Source organism: Paenibacillus sp. Soil787, from assembly GCF_001429545.1.
GTDB lineage: Bacteria > Bacillota > Bacilli > Paenibacillales > NBRC-103111 > Paenibacillus_E.
This window is the reverse complement of record NZ_LMSP01000044.1, coordinates 65,636-92,630: the sequence shown is the minus strand read 5'-3', so window position 1 is coordinate 92,630 and position 26,995 is coordinate 65,636. Positions and strand designations below refer to the sequence as shown.

Here is a 26,995-nt window from a genome sequence, read left to right as displayed (position 1 = left end):
AATGGCATTAACAAACCGTGATTAACCAAGCCAATGAAATACCTGTTCAGGAGATTGATCAAGCGATGGCAGCTTATTTGGAATGAGCAATATCGTGTCCTTCACTTGCTCATTATGGATCGCAGTCCATTTGGCCGGATTTATTTGAACCACTGTGCCCTTTGGAACAAACTGAAATAATTGTTGCACATCCCGATTCGTTAGTCGTATACAGCCCAATGATTGATCCCTACCGATCGAGCTCTCATCGAATGTTCCATGAAGCGCGATCGCTCCAAGCCCCAATCCGGCTTCTCCATACACCTGTGCATGCTTCCCTTTGGGCTGCTGCACACGATCCATCACTCTGAAATCTCCTTGGGGTGTGCTCCCGTTGGCGCCAAGACCAATATCTTTTACCCATAGTAAATAGCTGCCGCTAACCAGTTTCAATTGATGTTCAGCCTTATTGACTTCAATATGCACAGGTTCATAAGGGACTCTGCCAACACCTGCTGCATTCGCATAAAACATCTGCTCGACATCAGCCGCGCCGATATTATAGACCCACCCGCCTTGCCCGTTAAACTCCGTGGAAATGTCATTAGAACCTGTGACCGCTTCTAATGGAATAAAGCTCAAATAATTATTCGGATAATCTTGCAGGAGCGCATTCAGATTAACAGGAGCCTTACCATAATCTTTGCGGTACGATTCCAAAGCTGTACGAACTAAATTAGCACCAATCGCACTAAGCGGTTGGTGCTTTTCAAATTCGGAATTCAGGAAGCGAATTCTCACTGTACGATCCGTCGCGGGATGATATTGAGCGATAACAACGGCGCTTTTCGTCAACTCATCATTCGTGAGAAGCATCGTTTTCCCTTTGTTCACATTATCTTGTGAAACGATGCCATAAATTAGAATGCTGGAATTCGGCATCTCCTTGGCTAATTCCAGAGCCTGCTTATGCAACGCTGTTTCAATATCTTCATTTTTGGTGTCAGGATCAAGATACATGATAAATGGGACATCCATTGTCTCATAAGTAACGTCACTTCCAACGCCCCAGACTTTCATTTTCGAAATCGCTTTATAGATTGGGGCATCTCCAACAAACAAAAAGACTAACATCAAATTAAGAACAAAGAGCACGATAAGCATTATTTTCATAAAAGGAGGTAACAATCGCTTCTCTGCCTCTGGGAAAGCCTTTTGCATACTAGCTGCATGTGCTGCTTGTTGTTGATCCAATTCATGAATGGCTCGATTAGCAGCCGAATAGAATGGCGATGGATACGTTCGAAGTACCTCTTTGTAATGAAAAATCGCCATTTTCAAATTACCTTTTAATTGAAATTTTTGTCCGATCTTATAATGAGCTTCCGGAGAATTAGCGTCAATATATCGGATCACTTTCTCATAATATTGTGGATCAGAAGGGTTGATGAACAAGTTCTTATGCAGATGAATCAGATTATCGTCAAGATGGTTATGAAATCGTTGGCTTCTGCGAATCATTCGGCTCCTCTCCATTCAATAGAATAGCTTGTCCATTCTGGATGAATGATACATTTAGTATCTCTGATACATAATGTATCATGTTAAGGATAGAAAGACAACTATTTCTTACCACACTGAATGAACGATAATCATTTAGCAAAAGCTGAATCGACGGAGGTGATAAATCATGAGTGGAAGAAATAGTAAGCCCAAGAACAATGGACCCGCAGGCAGCCCTTCTCGCTTAGATCAATTCGGAGAAAAAGCAGTACAACAAGAAAAACGAGAAGCTAAGGAACGTAACAGACCGACGTGTTAGAGGTACTTCGAATACTTTAGTGATGAAATTCATCGTCTCAGCAGCCCATTAGACTATCAGAAGACAGCTAAAGCCCTACAATAGAAAAGACGTTCCCAACACGACAATCGTGGTGAGAACGTCTTTCCTCTTATCTTAATGAGTAACTTGATTGTAAGTCATAATCCAAATCGAACCGGCCACAATCGTTAACAAGATGACAAGGCCAAAGATCAGCGCCATGATATTCCAACGTGCGTTCTCGCCCTCTTTCACATGCATGAAGAAGAACAATTGAACACCGAATTGCAGCACAGCCATGAAGAGGATCAAGACGAGCGTGCCTGTTTTGGTTAACATATGATTCATGACCGCTACGAGTGGAATGATGGTCAGAATGATCGAGAGCGCAAAGCCAATGATATAAGATTTCAGTGAACCATGAGCGTCATGGTTTTCATGTGAACCTGTATGCGGCCCTTTCATCTCACATCACCCCCATCAAATAGACGACTGTAAATACGAAGATCCAAACAACGTCAAGGAAATGCCAGTACAAGGAAATGACCGCTACTTTCCGTTTGGTAACTGCTGTGATGCCTCGGCGTTTCAATTGCAGCATTAAGCCGATCATCCAGATCAAACCAACCGAAACGTGCAAACCGTGTGTACCAACTAATGCAAAGAAAGCTGATAAAAATGCGCTCGTACTAATAGTAGCACCCTCATGATTAACCATGTTAATGAATTCATTAAGCTCGAGTCCAACGAATGACGCTCCCAGAAGCACCGTTACGGCGAGCCAGCCGATTAACTGCTTCATGTTCCCTTTATGCATGCCAAGCACGGCTAAACCGCTTGTGAAGCTGCTAGTCAGCAAGATAAAGGTTTCTGCAATGATACCTGGCATCTTGAACAATTCTTCCGGGGTTGGTCCCCCGTTTGTATTTTGATGAAGAACCATATACGTAGCAAATAAAGATCCAAATAAGATACAGTCCGTGATTAGAAATATCCAGAATCCGAACGTTTTGAGCGACTCGTGATCATGTTCATGATCGTGTTCGTGGGCGTGATGCCCACCTTGCGCGGCTGCATGTGCCATTATACTTTCGCCCCTTTCAATGCGGCTTCCGTACGTTTCACTTCATCAGCAGGAATATAATAATCCGTATCATAGCTGAACGAACGTGCAATCATACTGATCCCAACACCAATTAAGGCCGGAATCGTCAGCCACATCCAATTAAAAACAAAACCAAATCCTGCGAAAAACCACAGAGCGGACATTATGAATGGAATAGAAGAATTCTTAGGCATATGAATCGGTTCATATACGATCTTGGCTTGTTGCTTGGCAGTTGAACTTAGCTTCTGCTTCTGTTCCCACCATGCATCTGCCTCGCTGACTTCTGGCAATACGGCAAAGTTATATATCGGAGCTGGCGAAGGAATCGACCATTCTAAGGTACGGCCATCCCATGGATCCCCGGACACATCCGGTTCTCTGAATTTAATGGAGTGGGCAATTTGCCATACTTGGAAAATGAACCCGATACCCATAAGGAAACCACCAACGGTTGATACGAGATTCAGCGGTCCCCAGCCCATATCGAAACCGTACGTGTACGTACGACGAGTCATACCATCTAAGCCTAAGAAATACTGCGGCATGAAACAAACATAGAATCCAATGTTCCACAACCAGAATGCCCATTTACCTAGGTGTTCGTTCAGCTTGAAGCCAAACATTTTCGGCCACCAATAGTAAAGTCCAGCGAAGTAACCAAAAGCTACACCGCCAATTAAAACTTGATGGAAATGTGCAATCAGGAAGTAGCTGTTATGGAATTGAAAATCTGCAGGCGCAACAGATAATAATACCCCTGTCATACCCCCAACAACGAAACATGGAATGAAGGCAATCGTCCACATCATCGGTGTCGTAAAACGAATCTTACCGCGGAACATGGTGAACAGCCAGTTAAATACTTTGGCCCCGGTCGGTATTGCAATCAACATCGTACTAATAGCGAAAAAGGCGTTAACATCCGCACCGGATCCCATTGTAAAGAAGTGATGCGCCCATGTGAAGAAGGACAATAAACTAATGATCAGCATGGCGAAAACCATTGATTTGTAACCAAACAATTTCTTTTTGGAGAAAGTAGAAACAACTTCTGAGAAAATCCCGAAAGCCGGCACGACAACAATGTAGACCTCAGGGTGACCCCACATCCAGATCAAGTTGATGTACATCATCGGATTCCCGCCGCCGTCCAACGTGAAGAAATGGGCGCCAAGGAAACGATCAAGGAATAATAAGGCTAACGTCACTGTAAGGATCGGGAAAGCAAAGATAATCATAATACAACTTGAAAATACGGACCAAGTAAACATGGGCATCTTCATCAACTTCATGCCAGGCGCACGCATTTTCAAAATAGTCACAATAAAGTTAATCCCTGTTGCCAAACTGCCGATACCGGATATTTGAATCCCCCAGATATAGAAGTTCTCCCCAACGCCAGGACTATGCGATATTTCCGAAAGCGGCGGATAGCTGAGCCATCCTGCATCCGGTGATCCGCCGATGACGAACGATACATTGAAAAGCATAGCTCCCCAGAAGAACATCCAGAAGCTAAGTGAGTTCAAGAACGGATAAGCGACGTCCCGAGCTCCAATTTGCAGTGGGACTACAATATTAAATAGACCGAACATCAAAGGCATTGCCATGAATAAAATCATAATCACGCCATGCGTTGTGAAGATTTGGTTATAGTGCTCTGGTTGCAGGAATTCACTGTTTGGCATTGCTAGCTGTACACGCATTAGAAGCGCATCCACACCGCCGCGGAACAGCATCATGATCGAACAAATGATGTACATGATCCCGATTCGTTTATGGTCAACACTAGTTAACCATTCACGCCAAAGCCAGCCCCACTTTCTGAAATAAGACAGCACGAAAATCATTGCAATCATCGAGAGTCCGATACTAACCTGAGCGCCCAGGATGAGTGGATCGCCGGTTACGAAAAACTCTGATGCGAATTGCTTTATTTTATCCAACATGAGCTGATCTCCCTTTCTCAAAAGCTTTGATTGATCATTTTGTCACTATTTGTGACTATGGTCATTATGGTTCATAGGGGCATTTTTGTCCGTTGCTTGAGGCTTACTCGTCTCTTTCACGGATTCCGTACTGCCATGACCGCTGTGAATGGATTGACCATTCGTATATTTCGTTACAATCTTTTCGAAAAGTCCATCTGGCACTGAGGAGAAATACTGCACTTCCGACTTACCAGGCTTTGCTAATGTTTCATAGCTTTCCATCGTAAGTTTTGTTGGAACCTTTTTCGTTTTGGCTACGAAAGCATCGAAATCGCTCTGAGATGTCGCATTCACATCGAACGTCATATCTGCAAAATGCGCACCGCTGAAATTCGCTCCCGTTCCGAAGTAATGCCCGATCTCATCGGCTTGCAGATACAGGGTCATCTTCATACCTGACATCGTATAAATTTGCCCACCCAACTGCGGAACCCAGAACGAGTTCATCGGAGCATCCGAGGTCAGTTCAAACTTAATTGGTGTATCCTCTGGAATTTGCAAATAGTTAACGGTCGCAATGCCCTGCTCCGGATACGTAAACAACCATTTCCAATCTAGCGATGTCACTTGAATGGTGATAGGCGGTTTATTGGATTTCAACGGCTTAGAAGGCTCTAGTGCATGTGTATAACGAATAGTTATGATAGCCAAGGCTGCAATGATAATGATGGGAATTGACCACCAAACGATTTCTAAAGTAGTACTGTGCGCCCAATTCGGCTTATAAGATGCTTTATTACCTTCTTTATCACGATACCGCCATACGATCCATGCCGTAAGAGCAAGAACAGGAACGAGGATTACCGTACATAAAATAGTGGAAATCACAATCAAATCTTTCTGTTCTGCACCCACAGGTCCTTTGGGATCTAGTACCATAGCTTGATGACTGCAGCCTGCCAATAAAACAATGATGGCGACCATCATAAAGGGCAGCATAGCTTGTACGAGTGTTCTCTTCTTCATCCTACTTAACCTCCCTATCAACAAATCTGATCTATTATCAAGATATCATCTCGCTGATAAAAGTACACTGTCGCAAACGCAACTTAACAAATACGTCAAAGGATCGACGTTTTACTGTAAAACAAATGTCACAGAACGTTTGTTGACTATTATGAAAATGTATGAAAATGAGTGAAAACGAAAAAGCCCTTCAAGTTGTAACTTGAAAGGCTTTATTACTGCTCATAATGGAATTGTGATCATTCCGTCTTGGAGGCTGCACGCGAATGCACCAAGTGAATAGCCGTCCGTATAACATAGATGTGCACACTGCCTACCATAAAACCAATTCCAACCATCAAAGAGGCATTACGATCACTAAAATGATCCATATTCAACAAACTTAATAGTAATCCTATGCCAAGCAACGTCCATGCCGCCATTGTCAACATCTTGACTAATGGCATTACATCACGCTCACTGCGCTCATTACTACTGATCAAAACGGCTCTATTTGCCATAATTATCAACTCCAAACCCCAATGTAAGTGCTTTATAAACATAGTATAACACAAATCCAAGATTTGTTCATATTTTATTCACACGTTCATCAAAATTTGGACAAAATTAAATACGTCATGTTCACAAATTAATGGATATTGACTTTTAGCGAGTTTTATGGTATAATAAAATATTTGTTTGACAATTACTATGCCTTCTTTGTATGATAGCACTGTTCTTTCACTATCATTTCTCTTTGGAGGGATTCGAATGCAGATTGCAAAAGGTATTTATATGCTTGAACTGTCAGTTCCTGTCATGGGGCGTATCGATGTCATACACCCAACCCTTATTTCCGATGAAGGAGGCACCATTCTGGTAGACACCGGATATCCCGGTTTGTTACCGCTTATACAGAGTGCCATGGAGGAACATAACGTTCCACTCCATCATTTGAAGACGATTATTATTACCCATCAAGATATAGATCATATAGGGAGTTTACCAGATTTCATAAGTAAATCTCCGCATAAGCTTGATATCCTGGCTAGTGATATAGAGAAACCTTATATTCAAGGCGAGAAAATGTTGATCAAAATCACCCCAGAATCGATCGAGCAAGCGGTCGCTAGTTTACCTGCGGATATTTCACCTGAATGGCGACAGGCCTTCCGATCAGCTTTGGAGAATCCGCCTAAGGGCCCTGTCAATGGCATTCTTGATGATGGACTCGAACTTTCGGGCTGTGGCGGGATTATCGCCATACATACCCCAGGTCATACTCCGGGACATGTCAGTCTGTATCACAAACAGAGCAAAACATTGATTGCGGCTAATGCCTTGGTTGTTTCAGATGGTCAACTTCTCGGGCCCATACCGGAGTACTCCGTTAACTATGAGTTAGCGATGCAATCACTTAAGAAGCTCATCAAATACGACATTGAAGCTGTTATTTGCTATCACGGCGGGTTGTACACTGACAACGTAAATCAACGTATTGCTGAATTGGCAGCTTCAATCTGAATCTTAATCATTAAACGAAAAAAACTCAGCTGTGCCTTTGGTCTTTAGTTTATAAACCCATTTTTTGTACTTAATTAGAAATGGAAGTTGTACAATAACTGCGAAAGTGCAGGTATTTTGCTAAAGTCGTTTCAGAAGTGGAAAAGCCTGCTAATATGCAGGAACTTTTAGCTTTTCCCGTCCTGAAATTAAAAACACCGAAAATTCCTGCACGATTGCAGGAATTTACGAAAATGAGCTATTTAAAGAAAAAAATGCATGTACAATTGCAGTGTTTACCAAACCCACAGTCACGCCTTCTTGTTAAAGTTCGCTCCAGCCCAAAACTTATTCTTTCTTATTATGATTAAATGAGGGTTAGGCTCCGCTTAACCCCAAGCCCAAAACATATAAATTCAGATCTTTCAAAAAAGCAGGCTGCCCAAAAAGGCAACCTGCTTCTCAATATGTATGTCCTGCTAGTTCAATAATGTGTAGCCTCCGATAAACGGAAGTGGTTTTACTTGGCCTTGAGCCGCAGCAACAATACCTAGAATGGCTAATACAAAGACAGCCAAATTCGCTAATGGCAACAGAATCCAACCAATAAACGGGATAATACCCAAGACAACATTCACAATGACAGCGGCAAGTAATAACGTAAGGCCTTGGTTAGCGTGGTACCATGCAAATTTGGAGTCCTTTGCAGCGATGAGCGGGATAAAAAATATAATGTATCCAATGATAGCCATTCCCTTATTACTTTGAATATCCGAAGAATCATACATGGACAGCACCTCTTTCTTTTTCTCAAAGTATACTATTCCATTATATTCGGTGTTTTCCATCTAATTACACGCGATAACCCAGAAGCCAATCCAACTGCTTCATTTGGACCTCATCAGGAAGAAGTCTGAGCACTTGATTACGCAGTATAATAGCAGCCGGATTGCACATTTGCACGATGCGTCCCATCCGTCTGGATTGACGTACAACTTGATTGGTTCGTGGTTTTCGGCTACTTTCATAAGAATGTAAAGCGGCTGTTACGCTGTTTAATGAAAGCATTGAAATCCCCTCTAGACATCTAGCTAATACAAGAGCATCCTCCATCGCCTGAGCGCCTCCTTGCCCTAGATTAGGAAGCATTGGATGAGCGGCATCACCAAGCAGTGTTACTCTCCCTCGGCTCCATTTTTCAAGTGGTATGCGATCATGAATGTCATGCGTTAAAATAGACCCCTCATCTGTTGACTGGATAGCCCGCTCAATTGGGTTATGCCAGCCCTTAAATTGCTGAAGAACATAGTCCTTCTTATGATCCACACCTGTCCCTGAAGCTGCGTTGATTGCAGCGAACCAAAATACCTGACCCTCGCCAATCTGGGAAAACCCGAACCTGCGTCCTCTTCCCCATGCCTCAAATCCACCGCCGATCTCAGGCATATATCGCTTATCCAAGAACGAAGTTATACCTCGGAAAGCTCTAAAACCTGAATATCGGAGCTGGTCTATACCAAATAATAGATGGGCCACTTGTGAATGAATGCCATCTGCACCGATTAAGATATGTCCGCTATCTTCTGTTCCATCATCAAACTGGACAACGACCTGATGGGGATCCTGTTCAAAAGTTATCAGCTTTTTATTCAAATAAACCGTTGTTCGTTCATTTAGCTGTTGAAACAAAATCTTTTGAAGCTTGGCGCGATGAATAAGGTAGCTGTAAGTGCCATATTTAGCGGCTTGCTTCGAGACGGGAACTGAAGTAATCGGGTTTCCATCCCAAGTGCGAATTTCAGCCATGCCGACTTTAGCGCCAGCTGCCTTCACTTGCTCATCCAAGCCTAATTCCGTTAATACATACATCGCATTCGCAGCTAATACAATTCCGGCACCGTATTCGGATAGCTCTTTCTTTTTCTCATAAATGACAACTTCCCAACCTTGCTCTTGTAAGAAAAGCGCTGACGCTAATCCACTAATTCCAGCACCAGTGACGATTGCTTTCTTAGTAGAAGGTAAGATATTATTCATATTGTCCTCCAAAACCAACAAGCCATTTCCATCTACTGTAACATAATCCAGTCAAGACAAAAACCTCCTTAAACCAAAGGTTAAGGAGGTACTTAATTTTGAGGGTATGAAGTTTATATACTGTTATGTTGCAACTAATTGTTGTTTAACCTCAACGATCTCAAGATTCGAGAAAAATCGGCTTAACTTCATCATTTTCTCACTTGCTGCCAATTTAGAAAGTGGCGGGCACATAGGCTTTCCTTTGTAACATACGATAAATAACAAACTCATCACCTACACTTCCATTGCAGAATTCTCGTTTCGCTTGATACATAATGTATCATACAATAATTTTACACGATATTCAACAATTAGAGATAAATACCGTCATATTTCGATAGTATATGTAATAACACAGGACTTTATAACCAAATGAATTAAAATGAAACATCTTGAACACCTTTAATTTCTCTACTCAATTAAACTCCTACATAATTCGAAAGACCCCCTCAGAATGAGGGGGCCCTTCGTCATTTTAATATTAAACGATGGCTAATTCAGAAAGCTTGGCACGTACCTGCTCAACTAGTTGGATTGCATCTTCCGAACGATTCACAACATCAACACGATCCATATCTACAATCAACACTTCAGAGGCATGATAATGATTCATCACCCAATCATCATAACCTGACCAAAGCTGCCGATAATAATCAACCAAAGATTGATCTTGCTCGAAGCTGCGTCCCCGCAGTCCGATTCGGTGCATGACCGTTTCGAATGATGCTTTTAGATAAACCATGAGGTCGGGCGCTTTCTTAGGAAGCTCGGCAAGCTCTGACATCATATTGTCCGCAAGCCCCTCATATACATCAAATTCCAGCTGTGAAATACGCCCTAACTCCCGATTCACTTTGGCAAAGTACCAATCCTCATAAATACTTCTATCCAGTACATTTCGATTATGTACTAATGCTTGTTTAATGGCCTTAAATCTTGTATTTAAGAAGTGCAATTGTAGTAAAAACGGATATCGCTTCTTCTCAATTTCTTCTGGAGATGCTGTGTAAAACAGCGGTAATATCGGATTATCATCGACACTTTCATAATAAACATTTGAATTTAATTCTTGTCCGAGTAAAGTCGATACCGATGTTTTACCTAGACCAATCATTCCCCCAACCACGATCACTGCCATTGACCCCTTTCTCCTTCTAACAAGTCCTAATTAACCGACTGTCAATTCATGCAAAGCTTCCCTATTATACAAGGAATTCATAGTGGTGGGAACCCTATTTCTATCTATCGTTTTCTTCTTCTCTCGTGATCCGTTCGATGACAGCGTGAAGACCATCTGGCCTTAGCAATTCAACCGGTGATACACCTTTTTCGAAGTGTAAATAATCGCCTTCAATCAGAATGACATACCGCTCACCCTGTCTAGCAATGTGAACCTTGCGTCCATAATCGGCAAGCTGCGCCTTCACACTAATATGATCAAGCTTGATGCGCATTTCTAGATCCGGCTTCTGCTCAATCAAATAATTGGCAGCATCCATGACTTGAGTCGGTGTCCACTTTTCCTGCAGCTCTCGCTTTTCACTGGCTGCCCAGATTTCCAAATCCTTTTCTTCCTGCTCACGTTCCTCAGGTTTATGCTCATAATCTCGCTCTAACTGCTGCTGAACGAGCCCTAGTACTTGATGATGCAAAATTTCCGGCATTGACTGCTCATATTCTACATATTTTAGGAAATCCTCAAAATAACGGGCATGCGAGGCCTGATGAATTTTGAGCTCCGCTGTTTCTAACATGCCCTCCTCAGGCATAAACGGATATTGGATCGATTTCATGTTTTTCGCATTAATCGCCATTTCCACCTGATTCAATAAGCTCTTTTCGTCGGTAATCCGTGCAATTTTGGGCTCAAAATCACATTTTAGAATAAATACAAAAGGATCATCGAAATATTGATTGAGCTTCGCACTTGCGATAAGAAAAGCTCCGCCCCTGACCGCGCTGGTATTCAAATAAGCATTCAAGAGCTCGTCACCGACGTTAAGAAAGTCCTGTTTGTTTTCCGCAAAGCGCAGACGCGCGAACAGATTATAGTTCGGATTACTTTCTAATTCGAAGCCTGGCTTCTCCCTGTCAATCGTATTCAAAATTGCACAACTTTGATTGTACTTGGTATAAAACCGATACGCCACAAAAAAATAGGAACAGTTTGTGATTGTTTCTCCGTTCATGCTGTCACTAGTAATAAGCGCTGCTTTTTCAAAATAAAAAGACAGAGGTGTGAAGATGATTTACGGAACCAAACTACTGGAAACAGATACAGAAATTTTCATTGCCGCTCTTACAAAAACACCTGTTTATGTTTGGTCGTTAGATTCATTAGGCGTTTATTATCAGGTAAATTCGGGTTTTATCGTAAAATATACACCTGATGAAGTACAAATTCAGTGTGAACATGACTCCTCGATGACAAGATGGTATTCAAGAGAGACGAATGAATTTAGTATCCGATTTTAGAAATGAATAAACCGCCCGTTCCTGTTACTTGACAGGTCTGGCGGTTTTTACATTCCGGCTATTCGAATTCACTCATGTCCTTACCTATCGTCTGTGTCGGCAAAAACACATCAATAATGGTTCCTTCTCCAATTTGGCTCTGAATCGACATTGTGCCTTTATGCGCTTCAACGATCTTGAAACACATCATTAGACCAAGTCCTGTACCTTTTTCCTTCGTTGTATAGAAAGGTTCACCCAATTGCTTGACCCGCTCCTCTGGGATGCCGCAGCCATTATCCTGAGTCCTCACTCGTATCATATCGCTTCCCAGCATAGAAACGGTAATTTTAATTTGTCCTTCCTTCGTAATTGCTTCTATCGCATTTTTCACCAAATTAATAAACAATTGCTTCAAATGCATCTCGGAACAAATGAACTCCGGAATATCAGACTCAAATTCGAGTAAAAGCTGCACATTGCATAGATTAGCCTGAGTATCGAGCAGCGCAATCACGGTTTGTAATATATTTATCAAATCACTTTTTTTGTAGTGAATAGCTTCCGGTTTCGCAATGACAAGGAACTCGCTAACGATGAAATTAATCCGATCCAGTTCGGATAACATGATGTCAAAATAATGCTGTTTTCCCTTCATATCATTCTGCAGCAGCTGTAAGAAGCCTCGGAGTGACGTGAGCGGATTCCTGATTTCATGGGCAAGTCCTGCGGCTAACTGGCCTGCGACGGAGAGCTTATCTGACTTGCGGAGCAGTTCCTCTGTTCGTTTCCGTTCTGTAATATCTCGCGTAATACCAGCGAACCCGATAATCTCGCCTTTCTCATTCTTAATTGGCGTTTTGGTCACACTTACGTGAATTAGCTCTCCATCTTTACGAACTCGAACCGTCTCTAGCCCAGAAATTTGGTTACCTGCTTTCAATGTGTCATGAATTTCTTTATGATGCTCTTCCAAGAAATCCGGATATATCGGCAATGGTTTATTTAGAAGCTCATCCTGATTCCAACCAAATACTTGCTCATACGCGGTATTGACAGAAATAACTCTAAACCGTTGATCAAGTACGCAGATGGCATCTGTTGTATTATTAATAAAAGATTCCAGCAGCTCCTTCGTTTCTCTGAGCTCCGTCTCCATGTGCTTTCGTTCCGTAATGTCCACACATGAACCGATCACTTCAATTACGCGGCCATTTTCAAAAATGGGACGTAAGGATGTCAAATACGTAATCCCCCGAAATGTGGCTTCATACATGACATTTTCTTCCCCGCTCCATGCCCTGCGGTAGTACTTATCGATATTGGCTGCCATATAGAATGGCCATATCTCGTATAAGCCGTTGCCAAGGATATGCGATGGCTTATAGCCGAGCCTATATAGAAGTTCACCGTCACATAATATATGAATGAATTTCCCTCGCATTTGTCTGAACTTCATGGTCATTCCTTGCTGTCTGCGAACGGTGTCATGCAGGTCCTGCTGCGCAACTCTCAATGACTCACGGTCTTTATTATGCTGGGTGATATCTCTAGCGATAATATAAACGCCTTCCGTTATCCCATTCACGATAATCGGCACATTTTTTAAGCCTAATTCAATCTTTTCGCCACTCTTATGTATAACTCGAAGCATATAATTATCCGTTTGCAAGAGCACACTGGCGGTCGGGTATCTTACTTGATCCTCTTGTTCCCAGAAATGATGAATGGACCGTCCCACCATATCCATTTTCGTATAACCCAAAATCCGCTCCATAGCCGGATTCACACTTATGATCAAACCATTCAAATCACTTGTTATGATCCCCGCAGGATTATGCTCAATTAATGAATTATACCTCTGCTCACTCTCTGCAAGTTTACGTTCCATCTCAGTTTTTTTCGAGAGATCTTTCAATTGGGCCATATAATACAGAGGTTCATTGTCAGAGTTTCTAATAAGCGAAATTCCGCATTCTACTCTTAGGATTGTTCCCTCTTTTGATTTCATTCTTTGTTCGATCTGAAAAGAGCGCAAATCCCCAGACGACAATTGCTCTAAAAGCCCAAGCAGTTTATCGGTCTCTTCGGGCATTAAAATCGTGGTTATATCCGTATATAATAATTCTTCTTCCGAATATCCTGTAATCGAACTTAGGCTGTTATTCATCTTCATCCATTGTCCATTGAGCGAAATAATCGCCATGCCCATGGTTGTGAATTCAAAAACCGTGGCAAATGACGGTTCCATTCTCGAAAGTATATCCATTCATTTATCCCCCATCTTAAACATACATGGATGGTTTCCATTACCAAGTGTTTGAATTCGACGATTTTGTTGATTATTCCTTCCACCGTATCTCTTATCTGATCAAATTGTTCATGAAATGTGCCCTTGAAATTCCTCATTATGATAAAATATAATGGTTCTCTATGTATTTTAGTGCAACACAAATAAGGAGGGGCCCTATTGCCTAACATCTGGACACATCTGATTTTCGGTCAAGAATTAATGAACCAATTGGGGCATGCCAATATGCTGAGTGATAAGCAGCTGCGACATGTTTTCTCCCTTGGCTGCCAAGGACCCGATTTCTTGTTCTATCATAACTTCTTACCTTGGAAAAAAGACAAGAAACTGGGTGAATTGGGAAGTCTCATGCATACGAAAGCATGTGGTCCGTTCCTTCAGGATCTGCTTTCCCATATGCAAGGCAGAGGCTTGTATAATCCCGCTGTTGTTTACGCACTTGGATTCCTTACACATCATATTCTCGACCGTAACATGCATCCTTACGTTTTTTATAAATCAGGCTTTAAGAAATGGGATCATCAACGATTTGAGATTATTATGGACACACTCATTGTTCGTCGCAAGCTTGGACTACAGACATGGAATACGCCTGTATGGAAAGAAATATATGTTGGAGAAGCTCTGCCCCTCGGCATTGTTCCTGCGCTTGCTCACGCTGCTGCCATTCACTATCCTGAACAGGCATCGCAGATTACTGAGAAGGATTGGAATGATGCTTATATCGATATGATCCGGGCTCAGCGCTTGTTCCACGATCCGAAAGGAATCAAACGAGTATTCACCTTAGGTCAAATATCGCCGTTCGTGTATACCAAGCATCCGGCTCCGCTTGATTATTTAAACGAAGCCAGGACGGTTTGGAACTGTCCTACATCATTAGAAGAAACGTATACTTACAGCATTTGGGACTTATGGGATATCGCAATGGAAGATGGTCAAATCGTCCTCCAAGCAGCCATTCAAGCCTTACAACGAGGTACTTCTGATGATTACCAAACCTTTGAAGAAGTTCTCGGCAATCTCTCGTATGAAACAGGTAAAGACTGTGACAGCGGACTGCAAATCACTCATGTCCAGCCTATGATTTAAAGCTCAGCATCATCAACCTGATCAAGCCATGAATTGATATGACCAATTACAGAAGCGACACAACCATCTTTGAAAGGTGAGATTAGCTTCGCGACTTGAACAAGCTCAGTGAAATTCCGGCTTCCGCCTTGCTGACAAAGTCTTAAGTAATCCTCCCAAGCTAATTTCGGATTTTCATTCGCTCGTTTCCAGAATTGGAACGCACACACTTGTGCAAGCGTGTAATCAATGTAGTAAAACGGGCTTTTGTAAATGTGGGCCTGCTGCTGCCAAAAGCCCCCTCTATCCAAATAGTCGTTATCTTCGTAGACACGATGCGGCAAATATTTGCGCTCAACCTCACGCCAAACTAGCTTACGCTCTGCGGGTGTGAGTTCTGGCTGTTCATAAATCCGATGTTGAAATTCATCTACCGCAACACCATAAGGAATGAATAAGAGCGATTCACTAAGATGCTTGAATTTATACTTATCTGTCTCGTCCTCGAAGAACAGCGACATCCACGGCCAAGCGAGAAACTCCATGCTCATGGAGTGGATTTCACAGGCTTCCAAGGTTGGGAATATGTACTCTGGCACTTGAAATTCTCGGCTGCTATAGCCCTGGAAAGCATGACCAACTTCGTGCGTTAAGACATCAATGTCCCCTGAAGTTCCATTAAAGTTAGAGAAAATATAAGGTGCTTTGTATGTACTAATATAAGAGCAATATCCACCTACGCGTTTTCCCTTCTTAGCCACTAAATCCATCAAACCATTATCGATCATAAAGGTAAAGAACTCATCCGTTTCCGGGGATAGCTCTGCATACATCTGACGAGCTTGTTCCACAATCCAATCCGCATCGCCTTTTGGCGCCGCGTTCCCAGAGGCGAAACCAAACTTGTCGTCGTAATAGTGCAGCGAGTCTACGCCGATTCTAGCCTTCTGCCGTTCCTTTAGTTTGGTTGCCACCGGAACGATGTGTTCAAGAACTTGATTCCTAAATACTTCCACGTCTTTGGCATTATAATCAGAGCGGTTCAATCGAGCATACGCCAGCTCAACAAAATTGTTGTATCCGAGCTTTTTTGCGATGAGAGCACGAATCTTCACTAATTGGTCATACAGTTCATCCAATTTCGCTTCATTCTCTATAAAAAAGCTATATTTCACATCATTCGCTTCTTTACGGACTTTTCGGTCTGTTGATAATTGAAAAGGCACGAGTTGGGATAAATTTCGTTCTTCCCCTGCATAATTGAGCTTGGCAGAAGCAAGAAGCTTCGAATATTCACTAGCCAGTTTGTTTTCTTGTACGAGATCTTCAACAATTTCCGGCGAAAACGTTTTCAACGATAAGGAGGCAATCGTGAATAGCTGCTTCCCCCATTTAACTTCTAATTCTGATCGATAGGAGGATTCGATGAGAGCTTTATAAAATTCGGTAATCAGCCCTTGATATAAAGGCTCAATTTCATCGAAATACTCTTGTTCCGCCTTGTAAAATTCATCGTTGGTATCCACACTGTGACGAATCCGCGCAATAGATTCCATGGACTCCAGCTTACTTCGCAGGCTAACGATCGCTTCCATCGCTTGATCCTGATTGTCAAATGATGCTGCTTGTTTAAATCCCTCTAAAAGCTCTTTAAATTTACTTTCAAAAGCGCTAAAGTCAGGTCTTTCATACTTAAATTCTTGAAATTTCATTGGATTCACTCCTTTGATTTTTCGCCAGAGAAACTGGCAGCCTGATTACATAACCGCAATACTGTATGGAAACAATTCACTGGTCATAAGTTGATTAGCAACAACAGGGTCTTGTTCCATGATCAGTGTTGCTTCTAACTCATTATCCACCCTCAGGATAACAATGCCAAATGTTTTTTCGTCAAAAGTTTGTGTTCTTCCTGCTAATATGAGCTCACCCTCCTCTTTCAATTGTAAAAGGTATTGAAAGTGCTCTTCAACGATTTTTTCTTCTTTTTCTGTCCAAATGCTGCGGTCTAGAAAAGCAGGTTTTAATCGTAAGACATAAATAAATTCTTTATTGTCGCTCATTACTCCCGCTCCTTTGCCAATAAATTGGGTATTTGCCAATCAATTTCCGAACTCCCAAGATTTCTAAGATAGGCGTTCGCTTGCGAAAAAGGTTTACTGCCAAAAAAACCGCGATATGAAGAAAGCGGACTTGGATGAACAGATTTTATGATGACATGCCTCGTTGTCTCGATGAGACGCTCTTTGGCCTGCGCATGACTTCCCCACATCACAAAAATGATCGGCTTCTCCCGATCACTTAACGTCGTTATGATTTTGTCTGTAAAACGTTCCCACCCATTACCTTTATGCGAATTCGGCATGTCCGATCTTACCGTTAGAACGGTGTTCAACAGCAGTACGCCTTGGTCTGCCCAAGTCTTCAAGCAGCCATTATCAGGGATATAGCAGCCGAGATCAGTCTGTAATTCTTTATACATATTTTGCAAAGATGGCGGTGTCGGTATACCCGGTTTAACGGAAAAACTGAGGCCATGCGCTTGGCCTCTACCGTGATAGGGATCTTGTCCCAAAATAACTACTTTAGTATTCGCATAGGAAGTTAAATGAAGAGCATTGTAAATCTCATTTCGTTCAGGAAAAATGGTTTCTGTGCGGTATTCGTCATCAAGAAATCGTTGCAAAGCTTGGAAATAAGGCTCTTGAAATTCACCCTCCAATAATGACGCCCAGTCGTTCGTTAAATGGCTCATCATTCACCCTCCGATCACTCCGTTTCCGTACCGAGCTCTCCCGTATCGATATTTCTCAGCACGATTCGTCCATCCGCCGCCGTACCATCAGCAAGTACGAGCTTCAGCTTCGTCGTTTTCCCTTTGTTTACGAGCGCCTGAACTTGAGCGTCCGTTAAATTCCGGCCAAAGCTTTCTTTCCAGATGACAAATTTGCAGCCTTCCTTGTAGTGCGAGCAGCCATATCCTTTACGACCCATGAAAAGGGAGCCTCCGCACCCAGGTCTTGGACAAGTCGCTAGGAAAGCGCTAGCTCCATCTGTTTGTTTAGCAGGAGCCGCTTTCTTAGCTGCTGCTGCCGTCTTAGTCCCACCTGCAGATGATGCCGCACCCGATCGTGCAGAACCGCGTTTAGGTGCGCTAGCCGGAGGCGTTTCGCCTTCGAAAGCTGTTTTAGAAGCTCTAGCCTGCACGCGGACCTTGTCGACGATAAGGGTTGCGAATCTTTTGACATTATGCATAAACTGCTCGTCCGAAGCCGTACCGCGAGAGATTTCATTCAGCCTGCGCTCCCATTGCCCTGTCATCTCAGGTGATGTCAGCAGCTCAATACCAGCGCCGCGGATTAATTCAACAACTGTTCGCCCCTTCTGGGTCAGTACGATTTTCTTGCCCTGCATGTCAATATAGCCAACCTTCTTGAGACGCTCGATGGTCGCTGCACGAGTTGCTGGAGTCCCGAGTCCCGAATCCTTCATGGCATCGCGGAGCTCCTCATCCTCAATCTGCTTGCCGGCGCTTTCCATGGCTTTGAGCAGCGTTCCTTCGTTAAAATGCTTAGGCGGCTGCGTATCCTTTTCCTTCACTATCGCATCATGGCAAAGGACATTCCCTTGTGGGTCGATCGAGAAAGGCTCATTTACTTCAACTTCTTCGTCTTCTTCCTCTTCCTTCTCTTTACCCTTCGTACTCTTCGCCTTTTCTTTTTTCTGATCGGCGTAAATGACCTTCCAGCCTAATTCGAGCAGCTCTTTAACCGTGGTTTTAAACATTTCTTGCTCTACCTCGGTCATAACCGTATGAACCTTGTACTCAGCTGGAGGATAAAACTGGGATAAGAAGCGTCTTACAATCAAATCGTACAATTTCTGTTCATCCGGACTCAGTCCCGAAGCTTTGCGATTCGTCGGAAGGATCGCATGGTGATCTTCAACTTTGCTCGGATTGCAAATAAACTTGTTATTTTTGTGCACCAGATTCCGGTTTGCCCCCTGCACTAGCTCATGGTAAGCCGTTCCTTGTAAAGCAGATAGGGACTTGTGCATTTCCGGGATATTTTGCTCAGTGACATAGTTGGAATTGGTTCTAGGATAGGAAATGACTTTATGCTTCTCGTAGAGTGCCTGAGCCGTATCCAGCGTCTTCTTCGCTGAGAAGGCGTATTTCCCATTCGCCTCACGCTGCAGCAGCGTCAAATCATATAATTTGAACGGATATTCTTTCGTCTCTTTCACTTCGTAGGAAATGATTCGTGCTGGTTTCCCTTTGACCTTGGCGGCAAGTGCCTCGACCTTAGGTCCATCCGTCATGCGTTCTCCCTGCCACATGCCTCTATACGTCGTCTCTCCCTGTGTAAAGTGCCCCTCCAGCTCATAAAATTTGAGCGAAGAGAACGCTTCGATCTGCTTCTGACGGTCATAAATAAGCGCAAGAACCGGCGTTTGAACACGGCCAACGGAAAGCAATACATTATGCTTCGTTGTGAATGCACGAGAGCCATTCATACCGATTAGCCAATCTGCTTCACTGCGCGATCGCGCGGCGCGTGTTAAATTCTCGTACTCAGCACCGTCTTTTAATGTTGCGAAGCCATTTCGAATCGTCTCCGAGGTTAAATCAGAAATCCAGAGACGCTTAACAGGCTGTTTCAGTCCAAGATGCCGCTGAATAAGTGAGAAGATATGCTGCCCTTCCCTCCCCGCATCGCACGCATTGACTAGCATGTCGCATTTCTTCGCAAGCTCAGCTATCACTTTAAGCTGATCGTATGTCCGCGGGTTAGGAATCAACTTAAATTCATCAGGAATAATCGGCAGGTGATTAATGTTCCATTTTTTATATTTATCATCATATTGATCAGGTTCAGCCAATTCAATTAAGTGTCCGATCGCCCAGGTGATGATGTACTGTTCACCCTCTAGATGGGACCTGAGATTTTTGGCTTTGGGCTCTATTGCGGCGGCTATATTACGTCCCATATCGGGTTTTTCCGCAATAATTAATGTCTTCAAGAGAGTATCGCTCCTTAATTGAACTTTCTAATTAGATCAGAATCTGTCGCCTCAGTGTATCCCACTTTATAAATGGCTGCAATATGGTAACGATCGAAAAATTTTATTTTAGTAAGTAGACTGTACTCCAAGTCCATCCACTTCCTCTGAATATGATAACTGGAAACAGCAAATGAAGCCAAGAGGTGAATGTTTTTATTATGCATATTCTGATTATTGCACCCGAACAAATCCCTGTCCCTCCTCCCGTCGGAGGCTCTGTGGAGCATTGTATATATCAAATTGCCAAAAAAATATCCCCCAAACATACAGTGACCATTATAAGTCGACTGCGCGCCAACTACCCGAAGAAAAGCCATTTGGGTCATATCACGATTCTTCGAGTACCCGGTGCTAATAAACAAGCTTATTTATCTAATGTACTTAAGACAGTCAAAGGGCATCGATACGATAGGATTCAAATCGATAATCGCCCTAGATTTGTGCATGCCGTGAGAAAAGTATTCCCACATACGCCCATCTCTGTTTTTTTGCATTCAACGACATTCATATCCCCGCCGATGACATCCAAAAAGCAAGCTGCAAGAGATCTCAAGGATGCTAATCGCATTATTGGCAATAGCCTTTCGCTGCAAAAGCACCTGAAGCGAAACTTTCCAGGAATCAGCCATAAGGTTCGTTACGTTCATCTAGGCGTTGATCTCGCTCAATTCCATCCTCGCAAAGAGAAAAACTATTCAACTGGCGGTCGCCGTCCATTTGTCATTCTATTTGCAGGCAGATTGATTCCGAGGAAAGGAATTCCCGTACTCATGAAAGCTACACAGATCGTTAGAAAGTCCATCCCTTCAGCGAGGCTTTACATTGCCGGCGGAACTGGGAAGCCAGGCTACAAGCAATATTTGCGACAATTAGCTTCATCCCTTCGAATCCCAGTATCATTCAAGGGTTACGTTTCACGAAGTCATATGCCACGTTTCTATCAATCTGGGGATTGTTTCGTCTGCCCGTCTCAAGGTCATGAAGCCTTTGGCTTAGTGAATGTAGAAGCGATGGCATCCGGCATTCCAGCGATCGCCTCCAGAAATGGCGGAATTCCTGAGATTATTCGGCATGAGCATAACGGACTTTTAGTGAAGAATTATCGGAGCCCAGAGGCTTTTGCCAAAGAAATTATTAAGCTAGCCAAGGACCCTTCTAAGGCCAAAAGACTGGCAAGGCAAGCTCGACTTGATGTAGCGAGAAAATTTAGTTGGCGTGCCACAGCAAGCAAATTAGAAAAGATTTATGCTACGAAAATATCCACGTAGAGGTGCTGTTATGTCAATGAATCGAGCTACTACAGTAGGCAGCAAATGGGCAAAGACAAAAGTTCTCTTATTAAACAAAGAACTTCGCAAATTTGTTCCGGAAACAAGAATCTACAGTCAAGAGAACCTGCTTGCCATGCTTAATAAACATAAGATGGTTTATATCAAACCAATCAATGGCTCTTTCGGACAGGGCGTTATTCGTGTAGAGAAGAATGAGACTTATCGATTTCAGTCCGGAAAAGTAGCGAAATCCTTTCGAACTTTTTTAGGTTTATATGGTGCGTTAAACAAAGCCAAGTTAAATAGATCCTATTTGGTTCAGCAAGGCATTCATCTCTTAACCCATCAAAAGCGGATTTTCGACACCCGCATTATGGTTCAAAAAAGCCCTAAGAAAACTTGGGAAGCTACTGGTTATATCGGTCGAGTTGCTCATCCACAAAAAATAGTAACGAACTTTCATAATAGCGGCAAACCGCTGCCATTAGAATTATTACTTGCTCCCTATTTGAAGAATCGGAAAAAAAATGATTATATCAAAAGCCTGCGCTATCTAGGATATCAAATCGCAATGCAATACCAGAAGGTTTATCCGGGATTTAAAGAACTTGGTATTGATATCGGTATCGATAAAGATTTGAAGCCATGGGTATTAGAAGTAAACACAGCGCCTGACCCCTTTATATTTAACCAATTAACAGATAAAAAAATGTTCTTCAAAGTACTGCGCTATTCGAGAGCGAACGGGCGATTCTTACCCGTAAAACGTAAGTAAACTAAGGTTAGTAAAAACCTCCAATCCCACTTAAATAGCGGGATTGGAGGTTTTTTATGCTTTATGAAGTTAATCGGCGTTGCCGTACCATCATCTTAGTTAATAAGCCAAGACCAATAATGATAGCCGCGACCACAATCCAAATTGGATGATGGAATTGTGCATAGATGTGGTGCCACGCTTTACCAAGCTTTTGACCAAGAAGAACAATAACCAAAATCCAAGCCAATGCGCCAATGTACGAGATACTCATGAATTTGGCGAACCGCATTTTCGTAGCTCCTGCAATGAAAGGGGCGGCATGCCTTAGCCCAGTTACATAATAGCCAACTAAAAGTAAAATGGCACCATGCTTTTTGAAATGTTCTGCCCACTTTTCTAATCTGTTCTCGGATAGCTTAATCCACTTGGTAACCTTGCTGATTCGCTTTAATCCAATGCTTTGTCCAAGCAGGTAATTCAGTGTCATCCCTGCGCAAGCACCAAGCCAAGCAAAGCCGATGATACCACCTATGTGAAGATTAGCTTTTAATGCTATATATCCTGCTCCTAGCAGAATAATCTCAACCGGAAGCGGTATGCCAACTATCCCAATGAATAGTAACAAAAATATACCCGGATACCCATAATGGGTGATTACATTGATCATAGTATGATGATTCATTTTTTTCACCTGCCTCATAATGATCGTACCATAGGAATGTGAAAAGAACATGAGAGCGAAATGAGAAGTGATACAAGCACTTTGTTTTTTTGTCAAGGTTTTTGACCTCATTGGATTCTCATGATTTTCTAATAAACCTCGTCTAAGCCTGATTTGACCTAGTATTCCCCTATCCTTGGTAATATATAGGTCATTCTGGATGTGTTAAGGTTATCCCAGGTGAAAGCCTAAAACACGATCCTGAAGGAGGACATCCAATCATGAACAACATGAATATGAACCGCCTAAGTAAATCGCTATTAGGAATTACACTTAGTGTATCCTTATTTGCATCAGTTAATCTAATAGCGGCACCTCAATCCGCACATGCTGCAAGCGCAGCTTCTATAACAGCAGCTTCAACAGCTGTGTCTGGGAAAGCAAATAGTGTTATCTCTACCGGTAAACGGTACCTTGGCGTGAGGTACAACTTCGGGGCACAGAAAGGCAATACCAGTTCATTTGACTGCTCGTCTTTTACGCAATATGTATTTGGGAAGAATGGCATCAATTTGCCCCGTTCATCTAAGCAGCAATCACAGGTAGGTACATTTGTGCCTAGAAATCAGCTAAAACCTGGAGACCTTGTCTTCTTCTATTCACCTATTCATCACGTCGGAATTTATATGGGTAATGGTAAGGTTCTTCACACATACGGGAAGCCAGGCGTAACGATTTCCGATATGAATTCCGGTTGGTGGAGCAAAAATTATAAAACGGCCCGCCGCGTGATTAACTAAGCCGGATATTCACTTAGTACACCTATATTCTCACTACCAAAAAAACTCCTTTCAGATATCCATCTGAAGGAGTTTTTTTCATTAAATGACTTTACTCTCTTCATGATCTCCGCTTTTCCGGGAATGATAAGAATATCGAAGCAAAAGTATAAAACTTATACTTTCAGTGGTGCCGCAACGCGGCATGGAAGTCTTATCTACCAAAAAAACTTGGCTTTCCAAGTTTAATAGGGCTAAGCTTCTTCTCCCCTTCCGAGACGCTTCCTATATAACTTCTCAGGACGAAATACTCGCCAAATCGCCTTCTCTCAACAGCTGAGACAGACGTCTCACGACACTTTCGCGCCATTCGTACCTCCGAGACAGCCTTTTCTGCCTTCTCAGGACGCAAAATGCTACTTTACTTAGAGCACTTACGGAGGCTCCGGACATGATCCTCCGATTCTAATCGTGTTTTCTCACTATTAAGTCACTTATACACGTTCCCCACACTTTAGCGATGATTACATCCCTTTCCGCGGCGGCCCAATAAATAAGAAGTAAGCTTCTTCTCCTACACCACACTCTAACTAAAAAAAATAGTCGCATGCTCCGGAAATGAATTCTCGGAGCATGCGGTGTGTACTTCACAACCTGATAAATGGATAATTTACTTAAAATTAAGCAAAATTACAATAGGATTTTTTGAAAGAAGCACTACCTTGTGAGCTAGCGCCCGATGGCGACCGATCTGACGACCTTGCGCACTATTTTTGTGCGCTAGCGTCCGGTCGCGACGGATCTGACGAGATAGCGCACAATTTTTGTGCGCTAGCGTCCGGCCACGACGAATCCGACGACCTTGCGCACAATTTTTGTGCGCTAGTGTCCGGTCGCGACGAATCCGACGACCTTGCGCACAATTTTTGTGCGCTAGCGTCCGGTCACGACGAATCCGACGACCTTGCGCACAATTTTTGTGCACTAGCGTCCGGTCGCGACGAATCTGACGACCTTGCGCACTATTTTTGTGCGCTAGCGTCCGGTCGCGGCAGATCTGACGTCCTTGCGCACAATTTTTGTGCGCTAGCGTCCGGTCGCGACGGATCTGACGAACTTGCGCACTATTTTTGTGCGCTAGCGTCCGGTCGCGATGGATCTGACGACCTTGCGCACTATTTTTGTGCGCTAGTATTCCTTCTCTCCATACTACCAAATTCACCAAAATAATTAGAAAGGAAGTATCCTCATGCTCTACCTCGAAACTTATACGCTATTATGTTAAGAAAAACCCATTTAGTATCTAAACGAATTTCAATAAGGCAGCACTAAAGAACGGTGAGTTATTTAGTTTTATCTTTACTTCCAAATACCTTGAATTGCAGGAACTTCAGCTGTACCGCCCATATAAGGCAGTTTATACAATTCTTCTAGCGAACGTAAGACATTCAAATGCGTAATACGCTGATCATATTGGGCTGGTTTGACCATAGGCCCAACAAAGATTGTTGGGATATGATTGTCTTTGGAATTATCATCTTCGTCCCACGTTAGAATGAGCAAGCTGTTATGACTTTGAGCCCAGGTTACATAGGGTCCAATGTGTTTTTTTAGCCACTCATCTGCAGGAAGAATTGTCCCGTCATGCATGTCATTATCCTGATTAGGGATAACGAAAGATACCGTTGGCAGTTTGCTGAAGTCTTTTGGAAATTGGTCAAAAGGTTGATTGCTCTCTTTGGCAACATTGGAGAAACTCACCCATGGACTGTGTTTTCGGCCATATTGGTGATTCGTACAAACGGTTGAACCAATCGCAGGTAAATCCTCCGAGTAGCCTGCAAACGAATAGCCTGCCTTAACCAGTTCGCTAGCCAAATTAGCCGCCTTAAATTCATGACCGCAAGAATCATTTTTGACACCTTGATCCGAGCCTGAGAATAAGACGAAATAATTAGGCTGACTCGGATGTGCTACCGCATAGGAATGCGTGAAGAATGCCCCTTGCCCAGCCAGCGCATTGATATAAGGGGCCGACGCATTGCCAATCAATTTCTCATAAGAATGATTCTCTTCTACCACAATCACAACATGGTCGGGTTTAGCCCCTTCGGAAACTGCCGCGTTAAGCACTTTCGGTGGACTTGAAGCCGTGGACAAAGGACTTGGTGAAGGTGATAAGGTCGGTCTCGGTATTGGAACCTCTTTTGTATCAGGTTTATTCGTATTTACAGGGGAGGCCTCTTTCGATGCAGCGGGAGTCGCTGTTTGAGTCTGTTGTTGTGTTGATGTCGCAACACGACCTTGATCCGGATTGGAACAAGCTGTCACCACTAGCATAAGTAGCGATACAGCCATGTACGTTTTTTTCAATGGATGTCCTCCCTTCATCCCCAGCCTATCAAAGGGACGCATGTACGCCAAAACGGCAATAATAAAATTCTTCCTTGAGAGCCATAATTATCACCCATTTACGGTCTTTCGCCCAAAAGGTATTCATCATTTGTTTACCGTAGAACGCGGCGCTTCGTTCCTGCGCCAAATCCTGGACTCGGCAGCTTCATACCAATGGATGAGTTTCGTCAACCATTCCAATGCAAGCGACGAACGCTTAAATAACTGATGTATGAGAACCGCGGCAGCTATTCCAATCACAGCGCCTCCTACGACATCCGATGGATAATGCACCCCTGTCCAAACTCTTGAGAATGCAATGCCTGATGCTAAGGCAAGCCATAGCTTCCCATCTTGTCTCCGATGTATCCAAATGGAAGTGGCTATGACGAAAGCGCCAATGGCATGGTCACTTGGGAAGGAGGCATTGGCTGGATGCGCAATTAGTTGAATGACATTATGTGTGACAAACGGGCGATCTCGGTAGAAGAAATGCGCAAGTATACCGCTGAAAGTTACGGCCACACATGCGGACAGAACTGATTCAGCTACCATTCTACGCTTGATATCTTGTCTCGAAAACCAATAAACAATAATCCCGAGATAAAACACATACTCCGCATTTGAAGCTAACAAACGTATAATTGGGTTTAGTGCGGGTAGGGTATTTCCTAATTGATTAATGAGTTGAAACCAATGATAATCCAACTGAGTAAAGCTCATCTTCATCATCCTTCATTTATACTGAATGCTCGAACGAAAGCATTAGAAATGACTTTACATGATGAAGATGAGAACAAAAT

General features: G+C 43.0%; 24 protein-coding genes and 1 pseudogene. 6 read left to right on the top strand and 19 right to left on the bottom strand.

Translation table 11 applies throughout. The features are described from left to right. Positions 1-21 precede the first annotated feature (21 nt). Positions 22-1,500 (bottom strand): L,D-transpeptidase, encoded by a 1,479-nt coding sequence (locus ASG93_RS26630; protein WP_056836935.1) that lies wholly within the window; start codon positions 1,498-1,500, stop codon positions 22-24. Positions 1,501-1,669: 169 nt separating this feature from the next. Here ASG93_RS26630 and ASG93_RS36860 point away from each other — a divergent pair, with 169 nt between their 5' ends. Continuing rightward, a complete protein-coding gene (locus tag ASG93_RS36860; RefSeq protein ID WP_268796061.1) occupies positions 1,670-1,801 on the top strand; it encodes a hypothetical protein in 132 nt (43 codons plus the stop codon). A gap of 135 nt (positions 1,802-1,936) precedes the next feature. Here ASG93_RS36860 and cyoD read toward each other — a convergent pair whose 3' ends face one another. The 5 genes from cyoD to ASG93_RS26605 form a co-directional block, all read right to left on the bottom strand. Next, complete coding sequence (cyoD, locus tag ASG93_RS26625; RefSeq protein WP_056836933.1) at positions 1,937-2,266, bottom strand: cytochrome o ubiquinol oxidase subunit IV; 330 nt, start codon at positions 2,264-2,266, stop codon at positions 1,937-1,939. 1 nt (position 2,267) lies between these two features. Further along, the gene (cyoC, locus tag ASG93_RS26620) at positions 2,268-2,885 is read right to left on the bottom strand and encodes a cytochrome o ubiquinol oxidase subunit III (protein ID WP_056836930.1); all 618 of its coding nucleotides are present in this window, start codon (positions 2,883-2,885) and stop codon (positions 2,268-2,270) included. Continuing rightward, positions 2,885-4,858, bottom strand: coding sequence for a cbb3-type cytochrome c oxidase subunit I (locus tag ASG93_RS26615; RefSeq protein ID WP_056836929.1), 1,974 nt, complete (start codon positions 4,856-4,858; stop codon positions 2,885-2,887). The genes cyoC and ASG93_RS26615 overlap by 1 nt, the downstream gene beginning before the upstream one ends. A gap of 45 nt (positions 4,859-4,903) precedes the next feature. After that, positions 4,904-5,866, bottom strand: a complete 963-nt coding sequence (gene cyoA / locus ASG93_RS26610) for a ubiquinol oxidase subunit II (protein ID WP_056836927.1) — start codon at positions 5,864-5,866, stop codon at positions 4,904-4,906. Positions 5,867-6,105: 239 nt separating this feature from the next. Further along, a complete protein-coding gene (locus ASG93_RS26605) occupies positions 6,106-6,366 on the bottom strand; it encodes a hypothetical protein (RefSeq protein WP_056836925.1) in 261 nt (86 codons plus the stop codon). 250 nt (positions 6,367-6,616) lie between these two features. Between ASG93_RS26605 and ASG93_RS26600 the strand changes: the two genes are divergently transcribed. Beyond that, positions 6,617-7,369: an MBL fold metallo-hydrolase gene (locus ASG93_RS26600; RefSeq protein WP_056836923.1), complete on the top strand. Its 753-nt coding sequence runs from the start codon at positions 6,617-6,619 to the stop codon at positions 7,367-7,369. Between the two features lie 458 nt (positions 7,370-7,827). Here ASG93_RS26600 and ASG93_RS26595 read toward each other — a convergent pair whose 3' ends face one another. The 6 genes and pseudogenes from ASG93_RS26595 to ASG93_RS26570 form a co-directional block, all read right to left on the bottom strand. Then, entirely contained in the window at positions 7,828-8,136 is a 309-nt protein-coding gene (locus ASG93_RS26595) for a hypothetical protein (protein ID WP_056836922.1), read from the bottom strand. 64 nt (positions 8,137-8,200) lie between these two features. Next, positions 8,201-9,385: an FAD-dependent monooxygenase gene (locus ASG93_RS26590; RefSeq protein ID WP_056836920.1), complete on the bottom strand. Its 1,185-nt coding sequence runs from the start codon at positions 9,383-9,385 to the stop codon at positions 8,201-8,203. Positions 9,386-9,508: 123 nt separating this feature from the next. After that, complete coding sequence (locus tag ASG93_RS35455; RefSeq protein WP_156411052.1) at positions 9,509-9,658, bottom strand: hypothetical protein; 150 nt, start codon at positions 9,656-9,658, stop codon at positions 9,509-9,511. Positions 9,659-9,908: 250 nt separating this feature from the next. Beyond that, entirely contained in the window at positions 9,909-10,565 is a 657-nt protein-coding gene (locus ASG93_RS26585; RefSeq protein ID WP_056836918.1) for a deoxynucleoside kinase, read from the bottom strand. A 100-nt stretch (positions 10,566-10,665) separates the two neighbouring features. Further along, positions 10,666-11,505, bottom strand: a pseudogene (locus ASG93_RS26580) (DUF3900 domain-containing protein); the annotation flags it as partial. Positions 11,506-11,960: 455 nt separating this feature from the next. Next, positions 11,961-14,150: a PAS domain S-box protein gene (locus tag ASG93_RS26570; RefSeq protein WP_056836912.1), complete on the bottom strand. Its 2,190-nt coding sequence runs from the start codon at positions 14,148-14,150 to the stop codon at positions 11,961-11,963. Between the two features lie 201 nt (positions 14,151-14,351). Between ASG93_RS26570 and ASG93_RS26565 the strand changes: the two genes are divergently transcribed. Next, entirely contained in the window at positions 14,352-15,284 is a 933-nt protein-coding gene (locus ASG93_RS26565; protein ID WP_056836911.1) for a zinc dependent phospholipase C family protein, read from the top strand. On the opposite strand, the gene ASG93_RS26560 is transcribed toward ASG93_RS26565, so the two are convergent. Genes ASG93_RS26560 through ASG93_RS26545 form a run of 4 tightly spaced genes read right to left on the bottom strand, consistent with a single transcriptional unit; the run spans position 15,281 to position 20,288 of the window. Then, on the bottom strand, positions 15,281-16,975 hold the full coding sequence (locus tag ASG93_RS26560; RefSeq protein WP_056836909.1) for a M3 family oligoendopeptidase: 1,695 nt from the start codon (positions 16,973-16,975) through the stop codon (positions 15,281-15,283). The two genes, ASG93_RS26565 and ASG93_RS26560, sit on opposite strands and share 4 nt — an antisense overlap. Before the next feature lie 45 nt (positions 16,976-17,020). Then, entirely contained in the window at positions 17,021-17,326 is a 306-nt protein-coding gene (locus ASG93_RS26555; RefSeq protein WP_056836908.1) for a YciI family protein, read from the bottom strand. Continuing rightward, positions 17,326-18,018: a uracil-DNA glycosylase gene (locus tag ASG93_RS26550; RefSeq protein ID WP_056836906.1), complete on the bottom strand. Its 693-nt coding sequence runs from the start codon at positions 18,016-18,018 to the stop codon at positions 17,326-17,328. The genes ASG93_RS26555 and ASG93_RS26550 overlap by 1 nt, the downstream gene beginning before the upstream one ends. Before the next feature lie 14 nt (positions 18,019-18,032). Next, positions 18,033-20,288, bottom strand: a complete 2,256-nt coding sequence (locus ASG93_RS26545; protein WP_056836904.1) for a type IA DNA topoisomerase — start codon at positions 20,286-20,288, stop codon at positions 18,033-18,035. 200 nt (positions 20,289-20,488) lie between these two features. On the opposite strand from ASG93_RS26545, the gene ASG93_RS26535 reads away from it, so the two are divergent. Both ASG93_RS26535 and ASG93_RS26530 read left to right on the top strand, forming a co-directional pair. Continuing rightward, positions 20,489-21,598: a glycosyltransferase family 4 protein gene (locus tag ASG93_RS26535; RefSeq protein ID WP_056836900.1), complete on the top strand. Its 1,110-nt coding sequence runs from the start codon at positions 20,489-20,491 to the stop codon at positions 21,596-21,598. Positions 21,599-21,608: 10 nt separating this feature from the next. After that, on the top strand, positions 21,609-22,376 hold the full coding sequence (locus ASG93_RS26530; RefSeq protein WP_056836898.1) for a YheC/YheD family protein: 768 nt from the start codon (positions 21,609-21,611) through the stop codon (positions 22,374-22,376). 61 nt (positions 22,377-22,437) lie between these two features. On the opposite strand, the gene ASG93_RS26525 is transcribed toward ASG93_RS26530, so the two are convergent. Continuing rightward, positions 22,438-23,136 (bottom strand): DedA family protein, encoded by a 699-nt coding sequence (locus ASG93_RS26525; RefSeq protein ID WP_056836896.1) that lies wholly within the window; start codon positions 23,134-23,136, stop codon positions 22,438-22,440. A gap of 179 nt (positions 23,137-23,315) precedes the next feature. Here ASG93_RS26525 and ASG93_RS26520 point away from each other — a divergent pair, with 179 nt between their 5' ends. Next, entirely contained in the window at positions 23,316-23,819 is a 504-nt protein-coding gene (locus ASG93_RS26520) for a C40 family peptidase (protein WP_056837662.1), read from the top strand. Positions 23,820-25,157: 1,338 nt separating this feature from the next. Here ASG93_RS26520 and ASG93_RS26510 read toward each other — a convergent pair. Together ASG93_RS26510 and ASG93_RS26505 are read right to left on the bottom strand one after the other, a co-directional pair. Next, entirely contained in the window at positions 25,158-26,171 is a 1,014-nt protein-coding gene (locus ASG93_RS26510; protein WP_200984532.1) for an alkaline phosphatase family protein, read from the bottom strand. A gap of 126 nt (positions 26,172-26,297) precedes the next feature. Further along, positions 26,298-26,915 carry an undecaprenyl-diphosphatase gene (locus tag ASG93_RS26505; protein WP_056836892.1) on the bottom strand — a complete coding sequence of 206 codons (618 nt, stop codon included), beginning with the start codon at positions 26,913-26,915 and terminating at the stop codon, positions 26,298-26,300. Between the last annotated feature and the right edge of the window lie 80 nt (positions 26,916-26,995).

What these genes read in the sequence shown, in the direction of transcription:
- cyoA (WP_056836927.1), bottom strand. Translation starts at nt 5,866, where the DNA reads ATGAAGAAGAGAACACTCGTACAAGCTATGCTGCCCTTTATGATGGTC.
- cyoC (WP_056836930.1), bottom strand. Translation starts at nt 2,885, where the DNA reads ATGGCACATGCAGCCGCGCAAGGTGGGCATCACGCCCACGAACACGAT.
- ASG93_RS26600 (WP_056836923.1), top strand. Translation starts at nt 6,617, where the DNA reads ATGCAGATTGCAAAAGGTATTTATATGCTTGAACTGTCAGTTCCTGTC.
- cyoD (WP_056836933.1), bottom strand. Translation starts at nt 2,266, where the DNA reads ATGAAAGGGCCGCATACAGGTTCACATGAAAACCATGACGCTCATGGT.
- ASG93_RS26570 (WP_056836912.1), bottom strand. Translation starts at nt 14,150, where the DNA reads ATGGATATACTTTCGAGAATGGAACCGTCATTTGCCACGGTTTTTGAA.
- ASG93_RS26595 (WP_056836922.1), bottom strand. Translation starts at nt 8,136, where the DNA reads ATGTATGATTCTTCGGATATTCAAAGTAATAAGGGAATGGCTATCATT.
- ASG93_RS26585 (WP_056836918.1), bottom strand. Translation starts at nt 10,565, where the DNA reads ATGGCAGTGATCGTGGTTGGGGGAATGATTGGTCTAGGTAAAACATCG.
- ASG93_RS26520 (WP_056837662.1), top strand. Translation starts at nt 23,316, where the DNA reads ATGAACCGCCTAAGTAAATCGCTATTAGGAATTACACTTAGTGTATCC.
- ASG93_RS35455 (WP_156411052.1), bottom strand. Translation starts at nt 9,658, where the DNA reads ATGAGTTTGTTATTTATCGTATGTTACAAAGGAAAGCCTATGTGCCCG.
- ASG93_RS26550 (WP_056836906.1), bottom strand. Translation starts at nt 18,018, where the DNA reads ATGAGCCATTTAACGAACGACTGGGCGTCATTATTGGAGGGTGAATTT.
- ASG93_RS26530 (WP_056836898.1), top strand. Translation starts at nt 21,609, where the DNA reads ATGTCAATGAATCGAGCTACTACAGTAGGCAGCAAATGGGCAAAGACA.
- ASG93_RS26535 (WP_056836900.1), top strand. Translation starts at nt 20,489, where the DNA reads ATGCATATTCTGATTATTGCACCCGAACAAATCCCTGTCCCTCCTCCC.
- ASG93_RS36860 (WP_268796061.1), top strand. Translation starts at nt 1,670, where the DNA reads ATGAGTGGAAGAAATAGTAAGCCCAAGAACAATGGACCCGCAGGCAGC.
- ASG93_RS26555 (WP_056836908.1), bottom strand. Translation starts at nt 17,326, where the DNA reads ATGAGCGACAATAAAGAATTTATTTATGTCTTACGATTAAAACCTGCT.
- ASG93_RS26560 (WP_056836909.1), bottom strand. Translation starts at nt 16,975, where the DNA reads ATGAAATTTCAAGAATTTAAGTATGAAAGACCTGACTTTAGCGCTTTT.
- ASG93_RS26605 (WP_056836925.1), bottom strand. Translation starts at nt 6,366, where the DNA reads ATGGCAAATAGAGCCGTTTTGATCAGTAGTAATGAGCGCAGTGAGCGT.
- ASG93_RS26615 (WP_056836929.1), bottom strand. Translation starts at nt 4,858, where the DNA reads ATGTTGGATAAAATAAAGCAATTCGCATCAGAGTTTTTCGTAACCGGC.
- ASG93_RS26590 (WP_056836920.1), bottom strand. Translation starts at nt 9,385, where the DNA reads ATGAATAATATCTTACCTTCTACTAAGAAAGCAATCGTCACTGGTGCT.
- ASG93_RS26630 (WP_056836935.1), bottom strand. Translation starts at nt 1,500, where the DNA reads ATGATTCGCAGAAGCCAACGATTTCATAACCATCTTGACGATAATCTG.
- ASG93_RS26505 (WP_056836892.1), bottom strand. Translation starts at nt 26,915, where the DNA reads ATGAGCTTTACTCAGTTGGATTATCATTGGTTTCAACTCATTAATCAA.